A 20,357-nucleotide genomic window follows, 5' to 3' on the forward strand; every position below is an offset into this window, starting at 1 on the left:
GTTGCCAGGATCCCGCCGAGACACTAGCTCTTAATGCCTGACGGCGGGATCCTTCGACCCAGTGACCTTCCAAGCCAAAATCGCACCAGGCCTGAAGCTTGTCCCGGCTGCCGACTGGGACGCCTGCGCGCTCGACACGGGCTCCGGCGACGACGACCCGTTCAACCCCTTCCTGTCTCACGCCTTCCTGTCCGCCCTGGAGGATTCCGGCTGCGTCGGCGGACGGTCCGGGTGGGCGCCGGTTCATGTCCTCATCGAGGACGAGTCCGATAGGCTGCTGGGCGCCGCGCCGTGCTATCTCAAGTCCCATTCCATGGGCGAGTACGTCTTCGATCATGCCTGGGCCGATGCCTATGCCCGGGCCGGGGGCCGCTATTACCCGAAGCTCCAGGTGGCCGTTCCGTTCACGCCGGTCACCGGCCCCCGCCTGCTCGCCGGGAACGGACCGCGCTCGTCGGAGATCCGCTCCGCCCTGATCGCCGGCCTGAGGGCCGTGCGCGACCAGACAGGCGCCTCCTCCATCCACGCGACCTTCCTGCAGGAGACCGATCTCGAGGCTCTCACGTCCGAAGAATTTCTTCGGCGGGACGATCAGCAGTTCCATTGGTTCAATGAAGGCTACGGCAGCTTCGACGATTTTCTCGGTGCGTTGGCCTCCCGCAAGCGGAAGGCGATCCGGCGCGAGAGGCGCGACGCCCTTGCGAACGGCATTTCCGTCGAGTGGGTGACCGGAAAGGATATCACGGAGGCGCACTGGGACGCCTTCTTCGCCTTCTACATGGACACCGGCTCCCGCAAGTGGGGCCGCCCCTATCTCAACCGCCGCTTCTTCTCCCTGGTCGGCGAACGGATGGCCGACCGCATTCTCCTCGTCATGGCCAAGCGCAACGGGCGGCACATCGCCGGGGCGATCAACTTCGTCGGCGACAGGCGGCTCTATGGACGCAACTGGGGGTGCATCGAGGACCATCCCTTCCTGCATTTCGAGGTCTGCTACTATCAGGCCATCGATTTCGCCATTGCGCGCGGGCTGGATCGCGTCGAGGCCGGAGCCCAGGGCGAGCACAAGCTCGCCCGGGGCTACAAGCCCGTCATCACATCCTCCGCGCACGACATCGCGGACCCCTCCCTGCGCCGGGCCGTTCAGGCCTATCTCGATCAGGAGCGTCTCTACGTCTCCGAAGCTGCCGGCGAACTGGCGGCGGCCACGCCGTTCCGGCACCGCGAAGAGGATTAGAGCCTATTTCGGCGAAGTGGATCCGGTTCGCCGTCAAAAATGCGGCATAGCCAAGAAGAGAGGTGATTCCACGTGAGTGGAAGCAGCTCTAGAGCATCGGACGGACCCAGAGGGCCGCGTCAGCGAAAAGTAGATCCGGTTTTCGCTGGCGCGGCCCGCTGGGTCCGTTCTGACCGATGCTCTCATTCAAGAAGAAAGCATCGGATGGATCCCAAAAGTGCAAGTCCACTTTTCACGTCCGATGCTTTAGCCGCCGGCTCGGGACACCTTCGCGTTTCGCCCTGCCGCCGTCGCGTACGCGGTGAACCCCTCGAGGAATTTGCGGAGCTGGTCCTCGACCTTCTGGTCGGCGAAGCTGCCGTCCTGGTTGAAGACCGTCTGAGCCCGCGACACCATCAGCCGTCCCCCGGCCCAGAAATCCGCTCTGAGCGTCCGCAGGACCGGGAGCCACGCGTCCTGGGACAGAATCGTGCCGAACCCGCCCGGCGACGCGCCGATGACCGCCACCGGCCTGCCGCCGAAGACGCGCTTGATGTCCGAGTCCGGCCTGGAGAGCCAGTCGATGGCGTTCTTGAACACCCCGGGGATCGAGTTGTTGTATTCGGGCGTGACGAGGAGAAGGCCGTCCGCAGCCGCGATGGCGTCCTTCAGCTCGGTCACCCTGGCCGGAATGCCGTCCTGGATTTCCACATCCCCGTCGTAGAGCGGGATCCCGCGGATGGTCTCGACGACCAGCTCCGCGCCCTCGGGCATCAGGCCGGCGGCGTTCCGCAGCAGAGCGGAATTGTACGAAGCTTGGCGCAGGCTTCCCGAAATGCCGATCAGTTTCGTCACATTGACCTCTTCCGCTGTCTGACTTCGCGCCCCGGAGCGGGCCGCTCCCGTGGGGCTCTTCCTTGGGACGCTAGAGCATCGGACGGGAAAAGTGGACCCACTTCTCCCGTCCGATGCTCCACTCTTGGCCGGCGCACCGTCGAGTGCGGCCCGCTTTCGTCCGCCCGATGCGCTCGGCGGTCTTCCGATCGCGTTCACCGGGCTTGCCCCGGTGATGACGTGGAGAAGGTGGTGAGGGCCGGTGCCGACACCCTCCCACGTCATGGCCGGCCGGTCATCATTCGCCTCTTGCCGGCCATCCCGATTGTCCGATGCCCCGTCCTGAAGCGGCGCATCGTTCGGGGCGGACCCAGAGGGCCCACACGATGCGTCAGGGTTCGGGACCCGGCGCGTCGAACCGAGGAAAGGCTGCCGATCCCGCCCGAAGTTGCGTCACCCGGTCTCGACCGCCCGTCTAGAAAAAGCAGGACATCGGTTCATATGTCCACTATGGACCACACGACGTCCCGCTGACATTCCAGATTTTCATGAGCCCTTGTTCCGCCTGCGTCACCCGTGAGCATCCTTGATGCAGGAACATGTGAAACCTCCGCATGTCTTCCTCTCCAGCGACGGGGTCATGGGCGAGCGCATCCGCGGCCACGCGTGGTCGGCCACACCGGTCGGATCGATCGAAACCTGGCCGCATTCCCTGCGCACGGCCGTCAGCATGATCCTGCACTCCAAGTTTCCGACCTACATGGCGTGGGGGCGCGATCTGACGAGCTTCTACAACGATGCCTATGCTCCGATGCTGGGATCGAAGCCCGAGGCCCTCGGGCGCTCCTTTCGGGATGTCTGGGCCGAGGCATGGGGCACGGTCGGCCCGATGGCCCAACGAGCCCTCCTGGGCCAGGCGAGCTATTTCGAAGATCTGCCGATCACCATCGAGCGTAATGGATATCCCGAGCAGACGTGGTGGACGTTCTCCTACAGCCCGATCCACGACGAGACCGGCGGCGTCGGCGGCATCCTGTGTATCGTCCACGACACGACCGCGAAGGTCCAGGGCGAACGGCGCTTGGGATTTCTGGTCCGCCTGAGCGACCGCCTGCGCGGGCTGAACGAGCCGCTCGATGTCATCACGGCCGCCCAGGTGATGCTTGGCGAGCACCTGCAAACCAGCCGCGTCGGCTATGGAGAGGTGGAGGAGACGGCCCGCTACTTCACCACGGAGCGGAACTGGACGGACGGAACGGTCGAGCACCGGACCGGGACGCACGATCTGGCGTCATTCGGCCCGGAGATTCATAGCGCCCTCAAGCGCGGTGAAACCCTGATCGTCCATGACGCCGCCGCCGACCCGCGGACCAATTCGCCCGAGCACCTGGCCGCTTTCGCCTATCTCGAGTTCGCCTCCGTGGTCACCGTCAGCCTGATCAAACGCGGGCGCATGGTCGCGGCCCTCTACGTTCACAACCGGGAGCCGCGCCTCTGGAGCGAGAGCGAAGTCAAGCTCATCGAGGACGTCGCCGAGCGAACCTGGGACGCCATCGAGCGCATCCGGTCGGAAGCCGCCCTGCGCAAGAGCGAAGAGCGCCTTCAGCTCGCCCTCGAGGCGTCGAGTGTCGTGGGAACCTGGGACTGGGACATCCAGTCCGATCTCGTCTATGCGGACGAGCGCTTCGCCACGCTCTACGGCGTCGACCCGGAAGCCGCCGCCAGGGGCGCCCCGCTCGCCAGCTTCCTCAAAGGCATTCATCCGAGCGACATCGGGCGGATCGGAGACCTGATCCGGGACGCGGTCGAGACGGGTCGGACCCTGGCCGCCGAGTACCGCACCATCGACAAGAACCGGCAGGTGCATTGGGTCTTCGCCCAGGGACGTTGCTACAGGGCGGCCGGTCAGCCCATTCGGTTCCCGGGCGTCTGCGTTGACATTACGGAGCGGAAGAAGGCCGAGGAGCATCGGGAGCTTCTCATCAACGAGCTGAATCACAGGGTGAAGAACACCCTGGCGACCGTGCAATCCATCGCCTCCCAGAGCCTGCGCAATGCGGAAACCGCGGAAGCGGCCCGCTCGGCCATGGAAGCGCGCCTGCTGGCGCTCTCCCGCGCCCACGACGTGCTCACGCGTGAGAACTGGGAGGGAGCCGGACTGGTCGAGATCGTGCGGGAAGCGCTGGCTCCCTACCGCCACGAGCGCGAGAACCGGCTGCACGTGGAGGGCCCGGATGTCCGCCTCTCGCCCCGGATGGCGCTCGCCATCGCGATGGCCCTGCAGGAACTGGCGACCAACGCGGTGAAATACGGCGCTCTCTCCAACGCCTCGGGCGAGGTGCGCGTGGTATGGCTGGTCGAGCAGAATGGTGAGAAGCGCCTGCGCTTCAGCTGGACCGAAACCGGCGGCCCGCCGGTGAAAGCTCCGCGGCGGCGCGGCTTCGGCACCCGCCTGATCGAGCGGAGCCTGGCGCAGGATCTCAACGGCGAGGCCCAGATCACGTTCGCTCCGGCCGGGATCATCTGCACGGTCGAAGCCGCCTTTGCGTGAGCGCCAACGGAAAAGCCGCACCGGCTGTGGGCCGGTGCGGCTTTCTACGTAAGAAGTCTCAGGCGATGGATCTCACAGGCTGGAGATGATCGCCTCGATCCCTTCCATGATCGCAGCCGGCGATGTGCCGACCGCGTTCAGGCCGAGGTTCAGCAGCCAATAGCAGCCGAGCAGGATCACCGGCACGAGAATCCAACCCAGAACTTCCTCGAACCAGACGCGCCGGCGCCGACGCTGGTAGCGCTTCTCGCGCCAGGACAGCTTCGCCGGAGCGTCATAGGTCCGGGACGCCTCGAGGGGTCCCTCGTGAATCTCACTCGTCATGCTCGAACCAACGGAACTTTCGGAACGGTGCGGACACCTCCGCCTCCATTACCATCGGATCCCTTCGGTTTCACGGCCTTTTTCGTCTTCGAAGCAGCCGACTTGGCCTTGGGCTTCTTCTTGGCCGCGTTGGTGACGTCCTTCTCGGGCTTCGGCTTGACCGGACCCTCGACATACTCGAAGCCGAGGCTCTGGAGGCCGATCTCGTCCGTCTTGACCACCACGCGGACGGCTCCGCCGTTCTTGAGGCGTCCGAACAGAACCTCGTCCGCCAGGGGCGTCTTGATCGTCGACTGGATCAGGCGGCCCATCGGGCGAGCCCCCATGGCCTCGTCGTAGCCATGCTCGACCAGCCAGTCCCGGGCATCGTCCGTGAGTTCGATCGACACGTTGCGGTCGGCCAGCTGCGCGTCGAGCTGCATGACGAACTTCTCGACCACCTTCTGGACCACTTCCTTAGGCAGGTGGGCGAAGGAAATGACGGCATCGAGACGGTTGCGGAACTCGGGCGTGAACAGCTTGTTGATCGCTTCCGTATCGTCACCTTCACGCTTGGAGCGAGTGAAGCCATAGGCCGGACGGGCCATGTCGGCGGCGCCCGCATTCGTGGTCATGATGATGATCACGTTGCGGAAGTCGACCTGCTTGCCATTGTGATCCGTCAGCTTCCCGTGATCCATGACCTGGAGCAGGATGTTGAACAGATCCGGGTGCGCCTTCTCGATCTCGTCGAGCAGGAGCACGCAATGCGGGTGCTGGTCGACGCCATCGGTCAGCAGACCGCCCTGGTCGAAGCCCACATAGCCGGGAGGCGCACCGATGAGGCGGCTGACCGTGTGGCGCTCCATGTACTCCGACATGTCGAAGCGCAGGAGCTCCACCCCCAGCGAGGCCGCCAGCTGCTTGGCCACTTCGGTCTTGCCGACACCGGTCGGGCCGGCGAACAGGTAGGAGCCGATGGGCTTCTCCGCGTCGCGCAGGCCGGCCCGGGCCAGCTTGATCGCCGAGGACAGGGCCTCGATGGCCTTGTCCTGGCCGTAGACGACCCGCTTCAGGGTATCCTGCAGGTGCGCGAGCACCTCGGCGTCGTCCTTCGACACGGTCTTGGGCGGGATCCGGGCCATGGTGGCGATGGTGGCCTCGATCTCCTTGATGCCGATGGTCTTCTTGCGGCGGCCTTCGGGCAGGAGCATCTGGGACGCGCCGGTCTCGTCGATCACGTCGATCGCCTTGTCCGGCAGCTTGCGGTCGTTGATGTAGCGGGCCGACAGCTCGACCGCCGCCTTCACGGCGTCGTTGGTGTATTTGAGCTTGTGGAAGTCCTCGAAATAGGGCTTCAGGCCTTTCACGATCTCGATCGCATCGGGCACGGACGGCTCGTTGACGTCGATCTTCTGGAAGCGGCGGACGAGGGCCCGGTCCTTCTCGAAATACTGGCGGTATTCCTTGTAGGTGGTCGAGCCGATGCAGCGGAGGCTGCCCTGAGCCAGGGCGGGCTTCAGGAGGTTCGACGCGTCCATGGCGCCGCCGGAGGTGGCGCCAGCGCCGATCACCGTATGGATCTCATCGATGAACATGATGGCGTTCGGATGGGCCTCGATCTCCTTCATGACCTGCTTCAGGCGCTCTTCGAAGTCGCCCCGGTAGCGGGTTCCGGCCAGAAGGGTCCCCATGTCGAGGGCGAACACGGTGGCTCCCTTGAGCACCTCCGGGACCTCCCCCTGGACGATCTTGCGGGCAAGGCCCTCCGCGATGGCGGTCTTGCCCACGCCCGGGTCGCCGACTAGGAGCGGATTGTTCTTCTGGCGGCGGCACAGGACCTGGATGGTCCGCTGGACCTCGGATTCGCGGCCGATCAGCGGGTCGATCCGACCCTCCTTCGCCTTCTTGTTGAGATTGACGCAGTAAGCATCGAGAGCATCGCCCTTTTTCTTCTGGCGCGCGTCACCCTCCTCCTGCGTCGGCCGCTCGCTCGAGGATTCCTCCTCGGAGCCGCGCGGAGACCGGCTCTCCGTGAGGCCGGGGCGCTTGGCGATGCCATGGCTGATGTAGTTGACCGCGTCGTAGCGGGTCATGTCCTGCTCCTGCAGGAAATAGGCGGCGTGGCTCTCGCGCTCGGCGAAAATCGCCACGAGCACGTTGGCGCCGGTCACCTCGTCGCGGCCGGAGGACTGGACATGGATCACGGCCCGCTGGATCACGCGCTGGAACCCGGCGGTAGGCTTCGAATCCTGACGCCCGTCGGCCACCAGATTGGCCAGTTCGCTGTCGACATAATCGACTAGGTTACGCCGGAGAACATCGAGATCGACGTTGCAGGCTCGCATGACGGCCGCAGCATCCTGGTCGTCGATCAGGGCCAGGAGGAGGTGTTCGAGGGTTGCGTATTCATGGCGGCGCTCTCCTGCGAGAGCGAGAGCGCGGTGAAGGGCTTGTTCAAGACTGCGAGAAAAGCTCGGCAACGGCTTGTCCTTTATGAGACGGGGCTCGGCTAATTCTTTTCCATGACACATTGCAGAGGGTGCTGATGTTTCCGGGCGAAATCCATCACCTGGGTCACCTTCGTCTCGGCAACTTCGTACGTAAAAACTCCACACTCCCCGACGCCGTTCTGGTGTACGTGCAACATGATCCGGGTCGCATCCTCGCGGTTCTTGTTGAAGAACCGTTCCAGCACGTGCACCACGAACTCCATCGGGGTGTAATCGTCGTTCAAGAGAAGAACGCGGTAAAGGTTCGGCCGTTTCGTGCGCGGTTTGGTTTTCGTGATGATGGCCGTGTTCGAGCGACCGCCGTCGTCGCCGCCAGGCGGCTGTGCCCCGCCGGCAGCGGATACCGGATGCGTCTCCGACAGGGTCAAACTACCTTGTGCTAACCGCAGCATATTCGAACGACCGCCCCTTCTTCTGTTTTCGGCCCTCGGCCTCCCGCCCGTCCTGTTCCGGGCGATCGGCATCAAGCCAAATGTATAGTCGCTCCATTCGGTTTGCCAGATCAACCAGATGGGTGGTCGCAGCCGTGATGAAAAGAGCGACATCTTGGCCATGCCCGCGCCACCGGCCGCATTGGCAAGCCAAGCCCTGCAAGCCAAGCCCTGAAGGCATGCCTGGCCCAACGCAAAACGCCCGGGACAAGCCCGGGCGCCTCATGGGAGAAGACCTTTCGATCCGCTCGTTACGCGGCTGCCGCCTTGGACAGGAGCCCTTCGTAAGGCTTCATCGTCTCCGTCGCGAGGGCCGAATAGAGGGCGCTCATCCTGGCCGCCTGGCTCACGAGGCTGTCATAGGCGCCTTTGACGAAGGCGGTCTGGATTTCAACAGCCTTGTCGAGGGTCTGCACGCCGAGCAGCTTTTCGACCGTGGACGAGGTCTGCTCGAAGGACTTGCGGGCGAAATCCGCCGTCTCGGCTGCGATGGCCTGGCTGTTGCTGGAGAAGGCACCGAGCGCCTTCACGGTGGCATCCAGGTTGTCCTGGCCGAACTTCTGAATCTGGGTAAACGGCTGAAGCATTGTGAACCTCGGCAATAAGGCGTTAAATGACGGTTGGCGCGCTGGTCAGCCAACGAAGTCAATATGTGCAGCGCACAAAATTCTGTCAAGTTTTATTGTGCAATGCACAAAAATCTGATTCTTCTCCTTTCCTCCGTTAACGGGCCCGTAACCGCAATCTCTTACCGTCAGGGTATGTGTTGCGCCGGCAACGGTTCCTCCGAGAGAACCGGGCGCAAGGGCCTAGAACCAAACGAAACAGGGATTGTTGCAGCATGAATTCGGTTTGGATGGGACGCCGAAAGACATGGGCTCTTGTTGGTATCGTTGCGTCATTTGCCGTCGCGGTCGCTTCTCCGGCGGACGCGGCACGCCGCAAGGCCAGCCCGGCCGGTGGTGGTTACAGCCCCCTTTCCGCCTCCATCGTCGTCGATGCCAAGACGGGCAAAATTCTCCAAGGTGAGAACGTCGATGAACCGCGCATCCCGGCATCCCTCACGAAGGTGATGAGCCTTTATCTCCTGTTCGAGCAGCTCGAGCGCGGCCGCATGCGCGCCGACACCCCCCTGACCGTCTCCGCCTATGCCGCCAGCCAGCCGCCGACCAAGCTCGGCCTCCGCCCCGGCTCGACCATCGAGGTCGACGACGCGATCAAGGCGATGGTGACCCTCTCGGCGAACGACGTCTCCGTCGTGGTCGCCGAGAATATCGCAGGTTCGGAGGACGCCTTCGCTCAGATGATGACCCGCAAGGCGCGGGAGCTCGGCATGAGCTCGTCGTCCTTCTACAATCCGCACGGTCTGCCGCACGAGCCGCCGAACATCACGACGGCCCGCGACCTGTCGATCCTCGGCCGCGCGATCCAGGACCGGTTCCCACGGTACTTCGCCTACTTCCAAACTCAATCGTTCCAGTATGGCAAGCGCACGATCCGCGGCCACAACCGGCTGCTCGGCAAGATCGACGGCGTCGACGGGATCAAGACCGGCTATACCCGCCTGTCCGGCTTCAACCTTCTGACCTCGGTGAACACCGACACCCGCAGCATCGTGGCCGTGGTGCTCGGCGGCCGCTCCGGCGCATCCCGTGACCAGAAGATGGCGGGGCTCATCGAGAATCATCTGCCGCGGGCCTATGCGGGTGCCCGGACCGCACCTTCAGTGGTCGAGAACCAGCCGGCCATGGTGGCCGAGGCTCCGGCGCCGCGTCCCGTCGAGCCCGCCCCCGTTGCAGCACCCGTCAAGGTGGCCTCGGCCATTGCCCAGGCACCGGTCGCCCAAGCCTCGACTCCTCAGGCCGCGACGCTTCAGGCCGCCCCCGACCGCAAGCCGCTCGACCTGAACACGCTGCGGCCGGTCGTGGCCTCGGCTGCCGGGGCCAGCTCGACCACCACGCCCTCCTCGGTCCGGTGGCAGAAGGGCCAGGAACCCCTGCCGCTGAACGCCCAGGCCTATGCGGCCCTTCCGACATCCGCGCCGATCCCGGCATCCCAGAAGGCGGCTCTGCAGGCCAAGATCGAGGCGAAGGCTTCCGAACCCGCACCGTCCGCCGCTTCCGCGGCGACCAAGACGGCCTCCCTCAAGCCTGAGGCTCCCAAGGCGGAGGCTCCCGAGTCCCGGAAGGCCGTTGCCGGCTGGGTCGTTCAGCTGGGTGCGACGGACGATGAAGACAAGGCCAAGGCCATGCTCGACTCCGCTCGCAGCCGGTTCGGCAAGGTTCTGGGCAAGGCCTCCCCGTTCACCGAGAAGGTGACGGTCGACGGGAGCACCCTGTACCGGGCCCGATTCTCCGGATTCTCCGAGTCGAACGATGCTGCCAATGCCTGCAAGCAGCTCAAGAAGGGCGGCATCAACTGCTTCGCCGCACGTGGCTGACCGAACATAGCGAACTTCGCGACGGCGTGCGTTCCTGCGCCGTCGCAGCTTCCAGACACACCGGATCGCGCGTGGAGTATCAGCGATGTCGGCCCAGCAGGACTTCTCTCGCCTCGTTCACGCGAGCCGCGAGATACGCCGTCCCCCCCTGGTCGGGATGGAGTTTCTTCATCAGCGTCCGGTGCGCTTTTCGGATCTCGTCGAGGCTCGCACCCGGCTGAAGGCCCAGGATCTGATAGGCTTCCTCTTTCGTCATTATGCCCGAATGCGCCTGGGTGCGCGTCCGCGTGTCGCGATCTCCCTGAGCGTTTTCACGCCAGCCGGCAAACCGGCGATCAAAATACGCCTCTAGGAGCGGCACGCCCTGGGGGTCGTGGGCGCCGCATTCATCGTAGAGACGGCGCAGGCTCTCGGGGTCGAGGCTGGAGAGGCGGCGCCCCGCGAACGCCCCGACCAGGATGCTGCCCTCCACGGCCCCGGTGGCGTGGTCGATCTCCATCTCGATCATGGCCGACCGGATGCGTGAAAAACGGCCTCGCGCCTGCTGGAGCTTGCTCCAGGGCCCCGGGAGATTCAGGGCGCCCCACCCCAAGGCCCAGGCGGCGAAGCCGCCGAGGAGGAGCGCCATGTCGAAGCGTCCCTTGACGCCCAGGAGCACGGCCGCACCGAGCGCCGCAATGCCGGCCGCCGCTTTCGCACCCCTGGCCAGGGACTTAGGGTCTGTCAGCGTATAAGACTTGGCGAGCCACCACAGAAGCGCGACCGCCAGGATTCCAAGAAGCAGCATCATCGTTTTTTCCCCGTCCCAACATGTGGGCCGGGACGAGGCCGATGTAAATTGCCGTTCGGGGAATGGTGCCTGCGGCGAAGGGCTATTCGGGCCGCTTGGGGATGTCCAGGCCGCGCTGGACCGCCGGCCGGGCCAAGCCACGTTCGAGCCAGGCCGGCACACGCTTCAGGGTGTCGAACTCCACGAGTTCCCCGGCCCCGTAGAACCCGATCAGGTTGCGGATCCAGCCGAGCAGCGCGATATCGGCAATGGTGTAATCCTCCCCCATGATCCAGTCGCGCCCCTCGAGCCTCGTTTCGAGGACCCCGAGCAGGCGCTTCGACTCGTTGCGGTAGCGTTCAAGCGGACGCTTGTCCTCGATCTCCCGGCCGGCGAACTTGTGGAAGAAGCCCAGCTGACCGAACATCGGCCCGACGGCCGCCATCTGGAAGAACACCCATTGGACGGTCTCATACCGCCCCGCGGGATCCGATGGCAGGAACTTGCCGGTCTTCTCGGCGAGATAAAGCAGGATCGCGCCGGATTCGAACAGGGCAAGCGGCCGACCGCCGGGTCCGTCGGGATCGATGATGGACGGGATCTTGCCGTTGGGGTTCAGGGACAGGAACTCGGGGGTCCAGGTCTCGTTCTGGCCGATATTGATGAAATGAGGCTCGTACGCCAGGCCGGTCTCCTCGAGCATGATCGAGACCTTGACCCCGTTCGGCGTCGGCGTGGAATAGAGCTGGATCCGGTCGGGTTGCCGGGCAGGCCAGCGGGTCGCGATCGGAAAGGAGGAAAGATCAGCCATGGGAACTCCATCATCGGCGTGAGTCGTGATGGAGGGATGCTAGAGCATCGGACCCAAAAGTGGACCCACTTTCGGGAGCGGATCCGATGCTCAAACCCGTAAGCGGCGAATCGTTCGGGGCGGACCCTCTGGGTTCGCACGATGCGTTCGAGCGGGCGGCCCGGCTTGCACACGCACCCGGACCGGAAGCCGATCAGGATTCAGTGCAGCAGGCCGGCTCGGCTGCGCTGGCTCTCCCGCTCCCAGGCCTGAACCACGATGCCATTGATGCCGGAATCGTGCAGACGATCGCTCAGGTCGATGAAATGACGCTCCGTCGTCTCCACGTCGATCTCGATCTGCTCGTCTTCCGCCTGTTCGAGTTCCGAAGCGGCATAGCGCTCGTAGGCGGCCGACATCTCGGCATACGCGAAGGCCACGGGCAAGGTGCGAAAGATGGTGGAAAATTCCTCATCGAGCTCGCCGGTGGCAAGGTCGCGCATCTGGACCAGATAGCCGTCATCATGCTCGCAGACTTCGTAGCGCCAGTGCCGGCCTTCGGATGCACACATCAGCATCGGAACCTCCACTCAACTGTACTGCTGAGCCAATGCTGTTCGAGCCGGCGGGGTTCCAAGAAGATCCCCGGCAAAAAAGTTCAATAGCGTCCCATGACTTCCGTCCGGACACGACCGCCGAGCCGCACCTGGGTTCCGTTGCCCAGATCGATGAAGCCCTGGTTCGCGCTGACGGAATCGGGCTTTTCGGCCTTCACGGGCCGGCCCTCGAGACGCGCCCTGCACTCGGGAGGCAGCTCCGGGCGGGCGCCCGGCGCCGGGTCGGGCATGCGGCACTCTTTCGCAAGGGCAGGACTGCTCGCGGCGATCAGGATGACGGCAGCGACGGATTGGATCCTCATCAGGACATCCCCACGGATTCACATAGGTTAGAGCAGGCCCAGCTCGGCCAGCTCGCGCCGCATGTCTTCGGGCATCCTGGCAAGATCGCCCGCTTTCAGGTCGATGTCACGGGGGGCGTCCTTCGCGACCAGGTATCGCCAGCCCTGAAACGGCCGGAACGGACGGGGCTCGACCGCGATGACGGCCGAGTCCAGCACCAGGCGACAGCGGCCGATTCCGTCCGCATCCGTGAACGGCCGGACGTCCAGAAGCCTCTGACGGGCCGCGACCTGCCCTTTGATCACCCAGAACAGGGATCCGCCATCCAGCAGTTCGTCGACCCGTTTGGGCACCATCCGGGTCGTGTGCGTCTGCTCGTACTCGCGCCCGAGCCGCCGATGGAGCGCACGATTCTCCTCGATCCACTCCTCGAGATCCGTAATCGAGTCACAACCGACGCAGAGTTTGATCAGGTGCAGTGCCATGTCGCTTTTCAACCATGCGCCCGCGGGTTTGTCATCCGGCGGTGCGACGCAGGCTAGAGAATCGGACGTGAAAGGTGGCCTCCCCTTTCGAAATCGGATCCGATGCATTCTCCTTGGATGAGAGCATCGTTGAGAGCGGACCCGGAGGGCCGCACGATGCTCGAGCCCTTGAGCGGCGCACCGTTCGGGCCCCTGTCTTGATCGCTCGGCCGATCCACCACCCCGTCATCACCGGGCTTGTCCCGGTGATCCCGATTGTTCGAGGCGCGGCGCTTTTCCGCATCGGGATGGCCGGCACAAGCCCGGCCATGACGTGGGGAGGGTCGTGGGAAGGGTCGCGCCACTGCAATAGTCACCCTCTCACGTCATCACCGGGCTCGTCCCGGTGATCCCGATTGTCCGATGCTCCACTCCTGGCTGGCGCACCGTCTTGAGCACGATCAGTCGCGCCCCTTCCGCCACCTGCGTCCCCGGCTCGGCGGCAATCTCCGCCACCTCCGCGTCCGATGACGCGACCAGCACATGCTCCATCTTCATCGCTTCCACGATGGCGAGGCGCTGCCCCTTCTCGACCCGGTCACCAGGCTGCACGAAGACCGCGACGAGCTTGCCGTGCATCGGCGCCTTGACGGTGCCGCCCTCGTCCATGTGTTCGAGGTCGACATCGAAGGGATCATACGGCTGGACGAGCGTCTGGCGTCCGTTGCGGATGATGTAGACGCCGTGCGGTGCGTCCACTTCCTGGTCGATCTCCTCGACCGCCCAGGGATCGCTCGCGCCGAACGCGACGGTGCTCGCACCGCGATGCTCGCGGCTGAAGACCTCGCGCGCCTCGACGCGCTCCCCGTCCACGCGCAGAGGCACGCCGACGCTGCGAATGCCGAGGAGCTGAAATCCGTCCGGCATGGACCATGGCGACGAGGGCTCGTCGCTCTTCTGGAGCTCGGCCATGCGCAACCGCTCGATCTCCCGTGAGATCAGCGCCGACGCCCCGAACGACACGGCGATCTCGTCGACGGGCTGCGGTCCGACCCCGAGACTCGCGAGATTGCGGTCTATGAACCCCGTGTCGAACCGGCCTGCCCTGAACCCCTCGGCCTCGCAGAGCTTCTTCAGGAAAGCCGCGTTGGTCCTGGGCCCGGCAACGACCGTCTTGCCGAGCGCGGCGGCGAGCCTGTCCAGGGCTTCGAGTCGGCTCGCACCGTGCGCGATGACCTTCGCGATCATGGGATCGTAGTAAGGCGTGACCTCGGCGCCGGCCTCGACACCCGTATCGATGCGGATTCCGTCATGCTCCGGAAATTCCAGCGCCCAAAGTTTTCCTGTGGAGGGCAGGAATTCCTTCTCAGGGTCCTCCGCATAGAGACGCGCCTCGACCGCATGGCCGTCGATGGCGAGGTCTTCCTGCGAAAACGGCAGGACCTCGCCCGACGCGGCGCGAAACTGGAGTTCGACGAGATCGAGCCCCGTGATCAGCTCCGTGACCGGGTGCTCCACCTGGAGGCGGGTGTTCATCTCCATGAAATAAAAGCGATCGGGGCGCAGCCCCTCACGACCGTCGGCGATGAACTCGACGGTTCCGGCCCCGACATAGCCCACGGCCCGGGCCGCCTCGACGGCCGCGTGCCCCATGGCCTGGCGCATCTCCGGCGTCATCCCGGGAGCCGGGGCCTCCTCGATCACCTTCTGGTGGCGGCGCTGGAGCGAGCAGTCGCGCTCGAAGAGGTGCACCACGTTGCCGTGTGCGTCGGCAAAGACCTGGATCTCGATATGGCGCGGCGAGAGGACGTACTTCTCCACCAGCACGCGCGGGTCCCCGAAGGCATTCTGCGCCTCGCGCTGGGCGCTCTCCAGCGCGGCGTCGAAGTCGGCCGCCTTCTCGACGCGCCTCATGCCCTTGCCGCCGCCGCCCGCAACCGCCTTGATCAGGACCGGATACCCGATTTCATAGGCTTTCTGCCGCAGGAAATCCGGATCCTGCCTGGAGCCGTGATAGCCCGGCACGACCGGGACGCCCGCCTGCTGGACCAGAGCCTTCGCGGCGTCCTTGAGCCCCATCGCCTTGATCGCGGAGGCCGGCGGTCCGACGAACACGATGCCGTTCGCCGCGCAGGCCTCGGCGAACTCTGCCCGCTCGGACAGGAAGCCGTACCCGGGATGGATGGAGGCGGCCCGGGTGCGTTTGGCGACGTCGATGATCCCGTCGATCCGCAGATAGCTCTCGCGGGCGGGAGCTGGTCCGATGAGATAGGCCTCGTCCGCCATCTGAACGAAGAGCGACTCCGCATCGGCTTCCGAATAGACCGCGATGGTCCGCATGCCCAGGCGCTTGGCGGTGCGGATGATGCGGCACGCAATCTCGCCGCGGTTGGCGATCAGGACACTCTCGAGCATTTCCATCCCTGTTCCGGCTGACCCGTCTGGTTTTGCAAGACCTGGCGCATCGTGCGGACCCAGAGGGCCGCCCCGAACGATGCTCCAGCCAAGAGTGGACCATCGGGATCGATCCCGAAAGTGGGTCCATTTTTCACGTCCGAGGCTCTAGAGCAAACCTCGCGGGCGTTGTCACGCCCGAAACGCAGGACCGAGACCGGAGGCATCCGGACAGGCTCTTTTTCGCGGGAGAACGGCCCTCGGTTCAACTTCGTGCGATTCTCCTCTTGCCGCGGCCAGGCACACACGCTAGCTTCTTATTGCAAATCGTTTGCAACTGCAGAAAGTCGCCATGGACCAGCCCGCTCCCGTGTCCCTCGTGCAAAAGGCCGCGTGGCGGCGATCGTCGGACCTTGCCTCCCTGCCGGAGGTCAACCGCTCGATCGCCGTGAGGCCGGGATCGGTATGGCGTCGCGCAGCGGCGTTCCTGGGGCCGGGCTATCTGGTCGCCGTGGGCTATATGGATCCCGGCAACTGGGCGACCTCCATCGCGGGCGGCTCCAAATACGGCTACGCCCTGCTGTCGGTGGCGCTGATCTCCAACATCATGGCGATCATCCTGCAATCCCTCTGCGCCAGGCTGGCGGTCGCGACGGGCCGCGACCTGGCTCAGGCATGCCGGGACGCCTATCCGAAGCCGGTCGCCTGGCTCCTGTGGGCACTGGCGGAGCTTGCCATCTGCGCGACGGACCTCGCGGAGGTGATCGGCACGGCGATCGGCCTCAATCTTCTGTTCGGGGTCCCGCTCGAAATCGGCGTCATCATCACGGCGCTCGACGTGTTCCTGATCCTGTATCTGCAGAATCTCGGTTTCCGGTGGGTGGAGGCCTTCATCATCACGCTGCTCGGCGTGATCGCCATCTGCTTCGGTGTCCAGATCGCCATGGCCGATCCGGACTGGGCGGGCGTCATCGCCGGCTTCGCTCCCACGACCGAGATCGTCACCAATCCCGACATGCTCTACCTCGCCCTCGGCATTCTGGGCGCGACGGTGATGCCGCACAACCTCTACCTGCACTCGGGCATCGTGCAGACCCGCGCCTATGGCGACACCCTGTCCGAGCGGCGCGAGGCTCTGCGCTTCGCAACCCTCGACTCGACCATCGCGCTGATGTTCGCCCTCACCATCAACGCATCTCTGCTCATCCTGGCGGCGGCGGCTTTCCATCACACCGGCCGATCCGAGATCGCGGAGCTCGGCGAGGCCCACACGCTGCTCAAACCGATCCTCGGCAGTGCGATCGCGCCCATGCTCTTCGGCCTGTCGCTGCTCTGCTGCGGACTGAACTCCACGGTGACGGCCACCATGGCCGGCCAGATCGTCATGGAAGGCTTCATCAGCTTCAAGATGGCGCCCTGGCTGCGCCGCCTGATCACCCGTGGCATCGCCATCATCCCGGCCGCCGGCGTCACCATCGCATACGGAGAGGGCGGGACGGCGAAACTGCTGATCCTGAGCCAGGTGATCCTGAGCCTTCAGCTCCCGTTCGCGGTCATCCCGCTCGTGACGATGACGGCCTCCCGGGCCAAGATGGGCGCCCTCGTCACGCCGCGATGGCTCACCGCGATCGCCGGCTTGATCGCGGCGGTCATCGTGGCGCTCAACGTGAAGCTCTTGGTGGATTTCGTGACCGGGTGAGTCCCCCAGGCGGCGGCTGTTTGCGAACATGACCGGGGCATCGGGTGAAGGAGATCCATGGTTCCGACCCGGCTTGTCACCTTCCCCTTGCTTTCGGTTCGGGCATGATCCGCCACAGCGTCATGGCCGGGTTGGTCCCGTCCATCCCGATCGATGCTCCAGAGCTGTTTCCACTGGCGTGGAATCATCTCTCTTCTTTGGCTTGCCGCATTTTCAACGGCGAACCGGATCCACTTCGCCGAAAAATGCTCTCGCGCTTGTGGGATTGGCATCACCGGCGCGGGCCGGTGATGCTGGGTCCGTGGAGCAGGCTTCCTCAAGCGTCCTTGAGGCGTCCCAGAGCTTCTTCCATCTTCGCCTTGCGCGTCAGCGCCTCGTCGCGGCGCTCGCGCTGTTCCTCCACGACCTCCTCGGGGGCGCGTTTGATGAAATCCGCATTCCCGAGCTTTGCGTCGATCTTGCCGACCTCCACGTCGAGCTTCTGGATTTCCTTGGCGAGGCGCGCCCGCTCCGCATCGAGATCGATCACGCCCTCGAGCGGCAGGGCCGCGGCCTCGCCCCGGATGAGGAGCTGGATCGAGCTCTTCGGGGCCGCATCGGCGAACGAGATCTCGGAGATCCGGGCCAGGCGCTTGACGATGTCGCCCCAGCGTCCCGCGCGCGCCCTCACGTCGCCCGACGACGCCACGAGGACCAGGGGAATCTGCGCGCCGGCCGGCACGTTCGTTTCCGAACGGGCGGAGCGGATCTCGGTCACGAGGTCCACCACCCAGCCGATCTCGGCCTCGGCCCGGGGATCGATCAGATCATCGAGGTTCGACCAGGGAGCGAGAGCCAGAATCGTCTCGCGCTTCGGCCCTTCCTGCCCCTTCACCTCCCACAGCTCTTCCGTGAGGAACGGCATGATGGGGTGGAGAAGCTTGCAGATCTCGTCCAGGATGAACGCGATCGTGGCGCGCGTCTCGTCCTTGGCCGGCGAATCCGCGCCCTGCAGGACGGGCTTGGACAGTTCGAGCGTCCAGTCGCAGAACACGTTCCAGACGAAGCGGTAGGCGGCACCGGCCGCTTCGTTGAACTTGTAGCTCTGGATCCCCGCCGCAACCTCGTTGATGGCCTTGGCGCACTCGCTGAGCGCCCATTGGTTGAGCGTCTCCTTGACGGATTTCGGATCGAAGCCGGCAACGCGTCTGCACTCGTTCATCTCGGCGAATCGAGCGGCGTTCCAGATCTTGGTCGCGAAGTTGCGGTAGTTCTCGACCCGCTGAACCGACAGCTTGATGTCGCGCCCCTGCGCGGCCATCGACGTGAGCGTCATGCGCAGCGCATCGGCCCCGTACTGCTCCACCACGTCGAGCGGATCGATGACGTTGCCTTTCGACTTCGACATCTTCGCCCCCTTCTCGTCGCGGACGAGGGCATGGATATAGACCGTGTCGAAGGGCACCTCTTCCATGAAGTGCAGGCCCATCATCATCATCCGGGCGACCCAGAAGAAAATGATGTCGAAGCCGGTGACGAGCGTGTTCGTCGGGTAATAGCGCGTCAGCTCCGGCGTATCGTCCGGCCATCCCAGGGTCGAGAACGGCCACAATGCGGACGAGAACCAGGTGTCGAGCACGTCCTCGTCGCGCCTGAGCGGCACATCCCGCCCATTCTTCGCGCGTGCCTCGGCCCTCGCCTCCTCCTCGCTCATGGTGACGTAGACATGGCCCTGATCGTCATACCAGGCCGGGATCTGGTGACCCCACCAGAGCTGGCGCGAGACGCACCAGGGCTCGATGTTCTCGAGCCACTGGAAATAGGTCTTCTCCCAGCTTTCAGGCACGAACTTGGTCTGGCCCTTGCGCACCGCATCGAGCGCCCTGTCGGCCAGAGGCTTCACGTTCACGTACCATTGATCGGTGAGGTAGGGCTCGATCACCACGTTGGAGCGGTCGCCATGCGGCACGGTATGAGCGTGCGGCTCGATCAGGACCAGAAGCTCGCGCTCCTCCAGCATGATGACGATCCGCTTGCGCGCCTCGAAGCGGTCGAGACCGTCGAGAGCCAGCACGGCGTTCAGGTCACCGGTTTGCTCGAGGCCCTCCAGGAAAGCGTCGTTGCCGGCGAGCTCGAGCTGCGCCTCGGTCCCGAAGATGTTGATGAGCGGCAGCTTGTGGCGCCTGCCCACTTCGAAATCGTTGAAGTCGTGGGCGGGCGTAATCTTCACCGCGCCGGTGCCCTTCTCGGGGTCGGAATAGTCGTCAGCCACGATCGGGATGCGTCGGCCGACCAGCGGCAGGATGGCGAACTTGCCCACGAGATCCTTGTAGCGTTCATCATCGGGATGAACGGCAACGGCCACGTCGCCGAGCATGGTCTCCGGGCGCGTGGTCGCGACCGTGATGGAGCGATCCGGCATTCCCTCGATGGCGTAGCGGATGTGCCAGAGATGGCCCTTCACCTCGACCTGCTGAACCTCCAGGTCCGAGATCGCGGTCTGGAACTTGGGATCCCAGTTGACGAGGCGCTTGTCCTTGTAGATCAGGCCCTGCCTGTAGAGGTCGACGAAGACCTTCAGGACGGCGCGGGACAGGCCCTCGTCCATGGTGAAGCGCTCGCGCGACCAGTCGCAGGAGGCGCCGAGGCGCTTGAGCTGGCGCACGATGGTGCCACCGGATTCCTCCTTCCACTCCCAGACGCGCTTGACGAACTCCTCACGGCCAAGGTCGCGGCGCTGGATCTGGCGCTCGGCCAGCCTGCGCTCGACCACCATCTGCGTGGCGATACCCGCATGATCCATGCCGGGCTGCCAGAGCACGTCCTTGCCCCGCATGCGTTCGAAACGGCAGAGAATGTCCTGGATCGTATTGTTGAGGGCATGCCCCATGTGGAGCGAGCCGGTCACGTTGGGCGGCGGGATGACGATCGTGTAGGGTTCCGCGTCCCGGCGATCCGCGCGGCCGGCCTTGAAGGCGTCAGCCTCCTCCCAAAGGGAGGAAATGCGTGCTTCGACGGAGGTGGGATCGAACGTCTTGTCCATCATGATGAGTACCGGCCTCTGGGCGCGAATAC

The 20,357-nt window shown here is 64.8% G+C and carries 16 protein-coding genes; 4 read left to right on the plus strand and 12 right to left on the minus strand.

Annotated features, from left to right (window positions below; translation table 11 throughout):
- Positions 1-61: 61 nt before the first annotated feature.
- On the plus strand, positions 62-1,237 hold the full coding sequence (locus NF876_RS05700) for a GNAT family N-acetyltransferase (protein WP_262267881.1): 1,176 nt from the start codon (positions 62-64) through the stop codon (positions 1,235-1,237).
- Between the two features lie 246 nt (positions 1,238-1,483).
- Here NF876_RS05700 and NF876_RS05705 read toward each other — a convergent pair whose 3' ends face one another.
- Positions 1,484-2,071, minus strand: a complete 588-nt coding sequence (locus NF876_RS05705; RefSeq protein ID WP_262267882.1) for an NADPH-dependent FMN reductase — start codon at positions 2,069-2,071, stop codon at positions 1,484-1,486.
- 580 nt (positions 2,072-2,651) lie between these two features.
- On the opposite strand from NF876_RS05705, the gene NF876_RS05710 reads away from it, so the two are divergent.
- Positions 2,652-4,601, plus strand: a complete 1,950-nt coding sequence (locus tag NF876_RS05710) for an HWE histidine kinase domain-containing protein (RefSeq protein WP_262267883.1) — start codon at positions 2,652-2,654, stop codon at positions 4,599-4,601.
- A 72-nt stretch (positions 4,602-4,673) separates the two neighbouring features.
- Here the strand turns inward: NF876_RS05710 and NF876_RS05715 are convergent, their stop codons facing one another.
- From NF876_RS05715 to NF876_RS05730, 4 genes are all read right to left on the minus strand, one after another.
- Positions 4,674-4,925 carry a hypothetical protein gene (locus NF876_RS05715; RefSeq protein WP_262267884.1) on the minus strand — a complete coding sequence of 84 codons (252 nt, stop codon included), beginning with the start codon at positions 4,923-4,925 and terminating at the stop codon, positions 4,674-4,676.
- The gene (gene clpA / locus NF876_RS05720; protein WP_262267885.1) at positions 4,922-7,387 is read right to left on the minus strand and encodes an ATP-dependent Clp protease ATP-binding subunit ClpA; all 2,466 of its coding nucleotides are present in this window, start codon (positions 7,385-7,387) and stop codon (positions 4,922-4,924) included. Before clpA ends, NF876_RS05715 begins: the two co-directional genes overlap by 4 nt.
- 29 nt (positions 7,388-7,416) lie before the next feature.
- Positions 7,417-7,809 (minus strand): ATP-dependent Clp protease adapter ClpS, encoded by a 393-nt coding sequence (gene clpS / locus NF876_RS05725; RefSeq protein ID WP_262267922.1) that lies wholly within the window; start codon positions 7,807-7,809, stop codon positions 7,417-7,419.
- 290 nt (positions 7,810-8,099) lie between these two features.
- Positions 8,100-8,435 (minus strand): phasin family protein, encoded by a 336-nt coding sequence (locus tag NF876_RS05730; protein WP_262267886.1) that lies wholly within the window; start codon positions 8,433-8,435, stop codon positions 8,100-8,102.
- Between the two features lie 254 nt (positions 8,436-8,689).
- Between NF876_RS05730 and NF876_RS05735 the strand changes: the two genes are divergently transcribed.
- On the plus strand, positions 8,690-10,288 hold the full coding sequence (locus NF876_RS05735; RefSeq protein ID WP_262267887.1) for an SPOR domain-containing protein: 1,599 nt from the start codon (positions 8,690-8,692) through the stop codon (positions 10,286-10,288).
- A 79-nt stretch (positions 10,289-10,367) separates the two neighbouring features.
- On the opposite strand, the gene NF876_RS43110 is transcribed toward NF876_RS05735, so the two are convergent.
- The 6 genes from NF876_RS43110 to NF876_RS05765 all read right to left on the minus strand — a co-directional run bounded on the left by NF876_RS43110 (position 10,368) and on the right by NF876_RS05765 (position 15,625).
- The gene (locus NF876_RS43110; protein ID WP_315975007.1) at positions 10,368-11,078 is read right to left on the minus strand and encodes a DnaJ domain-containing protein; all 711 of its coding nucleotides are present in this window, start codon (positions 11,076-11,078) and stop codon (positions 10,368-10,370) included.
- A gap of 82 nt (positions 11,079-11,160) precedes the next feature.
- Entirely contained in the window at positions 11,161-11,868 is a 708-nt protein-coding gene (locus NF876_RS05745) for a glutathione S-transferase N-terminal domain-containing protein (RefSeq protein ID WP_262267888.1), read from the minus strand.
- A 200-nt stretch (positions 11,869-12,068) separates the two neighbouring features.
- A complete protein-coding gene (locus tag NF876_RS05750) occupies positions 12,069-12,425 on the minus strand; it encodes a hypothetical protein (RefSeq protein ID WP_262267889.1) in 357 nt (118 codons plus the stop codon).
- Between the two features lie 80 nt (positions 12,426-12,505).
- Positions 12,506-12,766: a hypothetical protein gene (locus NF876_RS05755; protein WP_262267890.1), complete on the minus strand. Its 261-nt coding sequence runs from the start codon at positions 12,764-12,766 to the stop codon at positions 12,506-12,508.
- 27 nt (positions 12,767-12,793) lie between these two features.
- Positions 12,794-13,231, minus strand: coding sequence for a DUF1489 family protein (locus NF876_RS05760; protein WP_262267891.1), 438 nt, complete (start codon positions 13,229-13,231; stop codon positions 12,794-12,796).
- A gap of 360 nt (positions 13,232-13,591) precedes the next feature.
- Positions 13,592-15,625: an acetyl-CoA carboxylase biotin carboxylase subunit gene (locus NF876_RS05765; protein WP_262267892.1), complete on the minus strand. Its 2,034-nt coding sequence runs from the start codon at positions 15,623-15,625 to the stop codon at positions 13,592-13,594.
- 331 nt (positions 15,626-15,956) lie between these two features.
- Between NF876_RS05765 and NF876_RS05770 the strand changes: the two genes are divergently transcribed.
- Entirely contained in the window at positions 15,957-17,303 is a 1,347-nt protein-coding gene (locus NF876_RS05770) for an Nramp family divalent metal transporter (protein WP_262267893.1), read from the plus strand.
- A 316-nt stretch (positions 17,304-17,619) separates the two neighbouring features.
- Here the strand turns inward: NF876_RS05770 and NF876_RS05775 are convergent, their stop codons facing one another.
- Positions 17,620-20,328, minus strand: coding sequence for a valine--tRNA ligase (locus NF876_RS05775; protein ID WP_262267894.1), 2,709 nt, complete (start codon positions 20,326-20,328; stop codon positions 17,620-17,622).
- Positions 20,329-20,357: the final 29 nt, after the last annotated feature.

The sequence above is a fragment of the Microvirga yunnanensis genome (genome assembly GCF_025460875.1).

Bases quoted from the DNA above. Each gene is read 5' to 3' on its own strand.
- NF876_RS05715 (WP_262267884.1), bottom strand. From the start codon at position 4,925: ATGACGAGTGAGATTCACGAGGGACCCCTCGAGGCGTCCCGGACCTAT.
- clpS (WP_262267922.1), bottom strand. From the start codon at position 7,809: ATGCTGCGGTTAGCACAAGGTAGTTTGACCCTGTCGGAGACGCATCCG.
- NF876_RS05730 (WP_262267886.1), bottom strand. From the start codon at position 8,435: ATGCTTCAGCCGTTTACCCAGATTCAGAAGTTCGGCCAGGACAACCTG.
- NF876_RS05735 (WP_262267887.1), top strand. From the start codon at position 8,690: ATGAATTCGGTTTGGATGGGACGCCGAAAGACATGGGCTCTTGTTGGT.
- NF876_RS43110 (WP_315975007.1), bottom strand. From the start codon at position 11,078: ATGATGCTGCTTCTTGGAATCCTGGCGGTCGCGCTTCTGTGGTGGCTC.
- NF876_RS05745 (WP_262267888.1), bottom strand. From the start codon at position 11,868: ATGGCTGATCTTTCCTCCTTTCCGATCGCGACCCGCTGGCCTGCCCGG.
- NF876_RS05750 (WP_262267889.1), bottom strand. From the start codon at position 12,425: ATGCTGATGTGTGCATCCGAAGGCCGGCACTGGCGCTACGAAGTCTGC.
- NF876_RS05755 (WP_262267890.1), bottom strand. From the start codon at position 12,766: ATGAGGATCCAATCCGTCGCTGCCGTCATCCTGATCGCCGCGAGCAGT.
- NF876_RS05760 (WP_262267891.1), bottom strand. From the start codon at position 13,231: ATGGCACTGCACCTGATCAAACTCTGCGTCGGTTGTGACTCGATTACG.
- NF876_RS05765 (WP_262267892.1), bottom strand. From the start codon at position 15,625: ATGCTCGAGAGTGTCCTGATCGCCAACCGCGGCGAGATTGCGTGCCGC.
- NF876_RS05770 (WP_262267893.1), top strand. From the start codon at position 15,957: ATGGACCAGCCCGCTCCCGTGTCCCTCGTGCAAAAGGCCGCGTGGCGG.
- NF876_RS05775 (WP_262267894.1), bottom strand. From the start codon at position 20,328: ATGATGGACAAGACGTTCGATCCCACCTCCGTCGAAGCACGCATTTCC.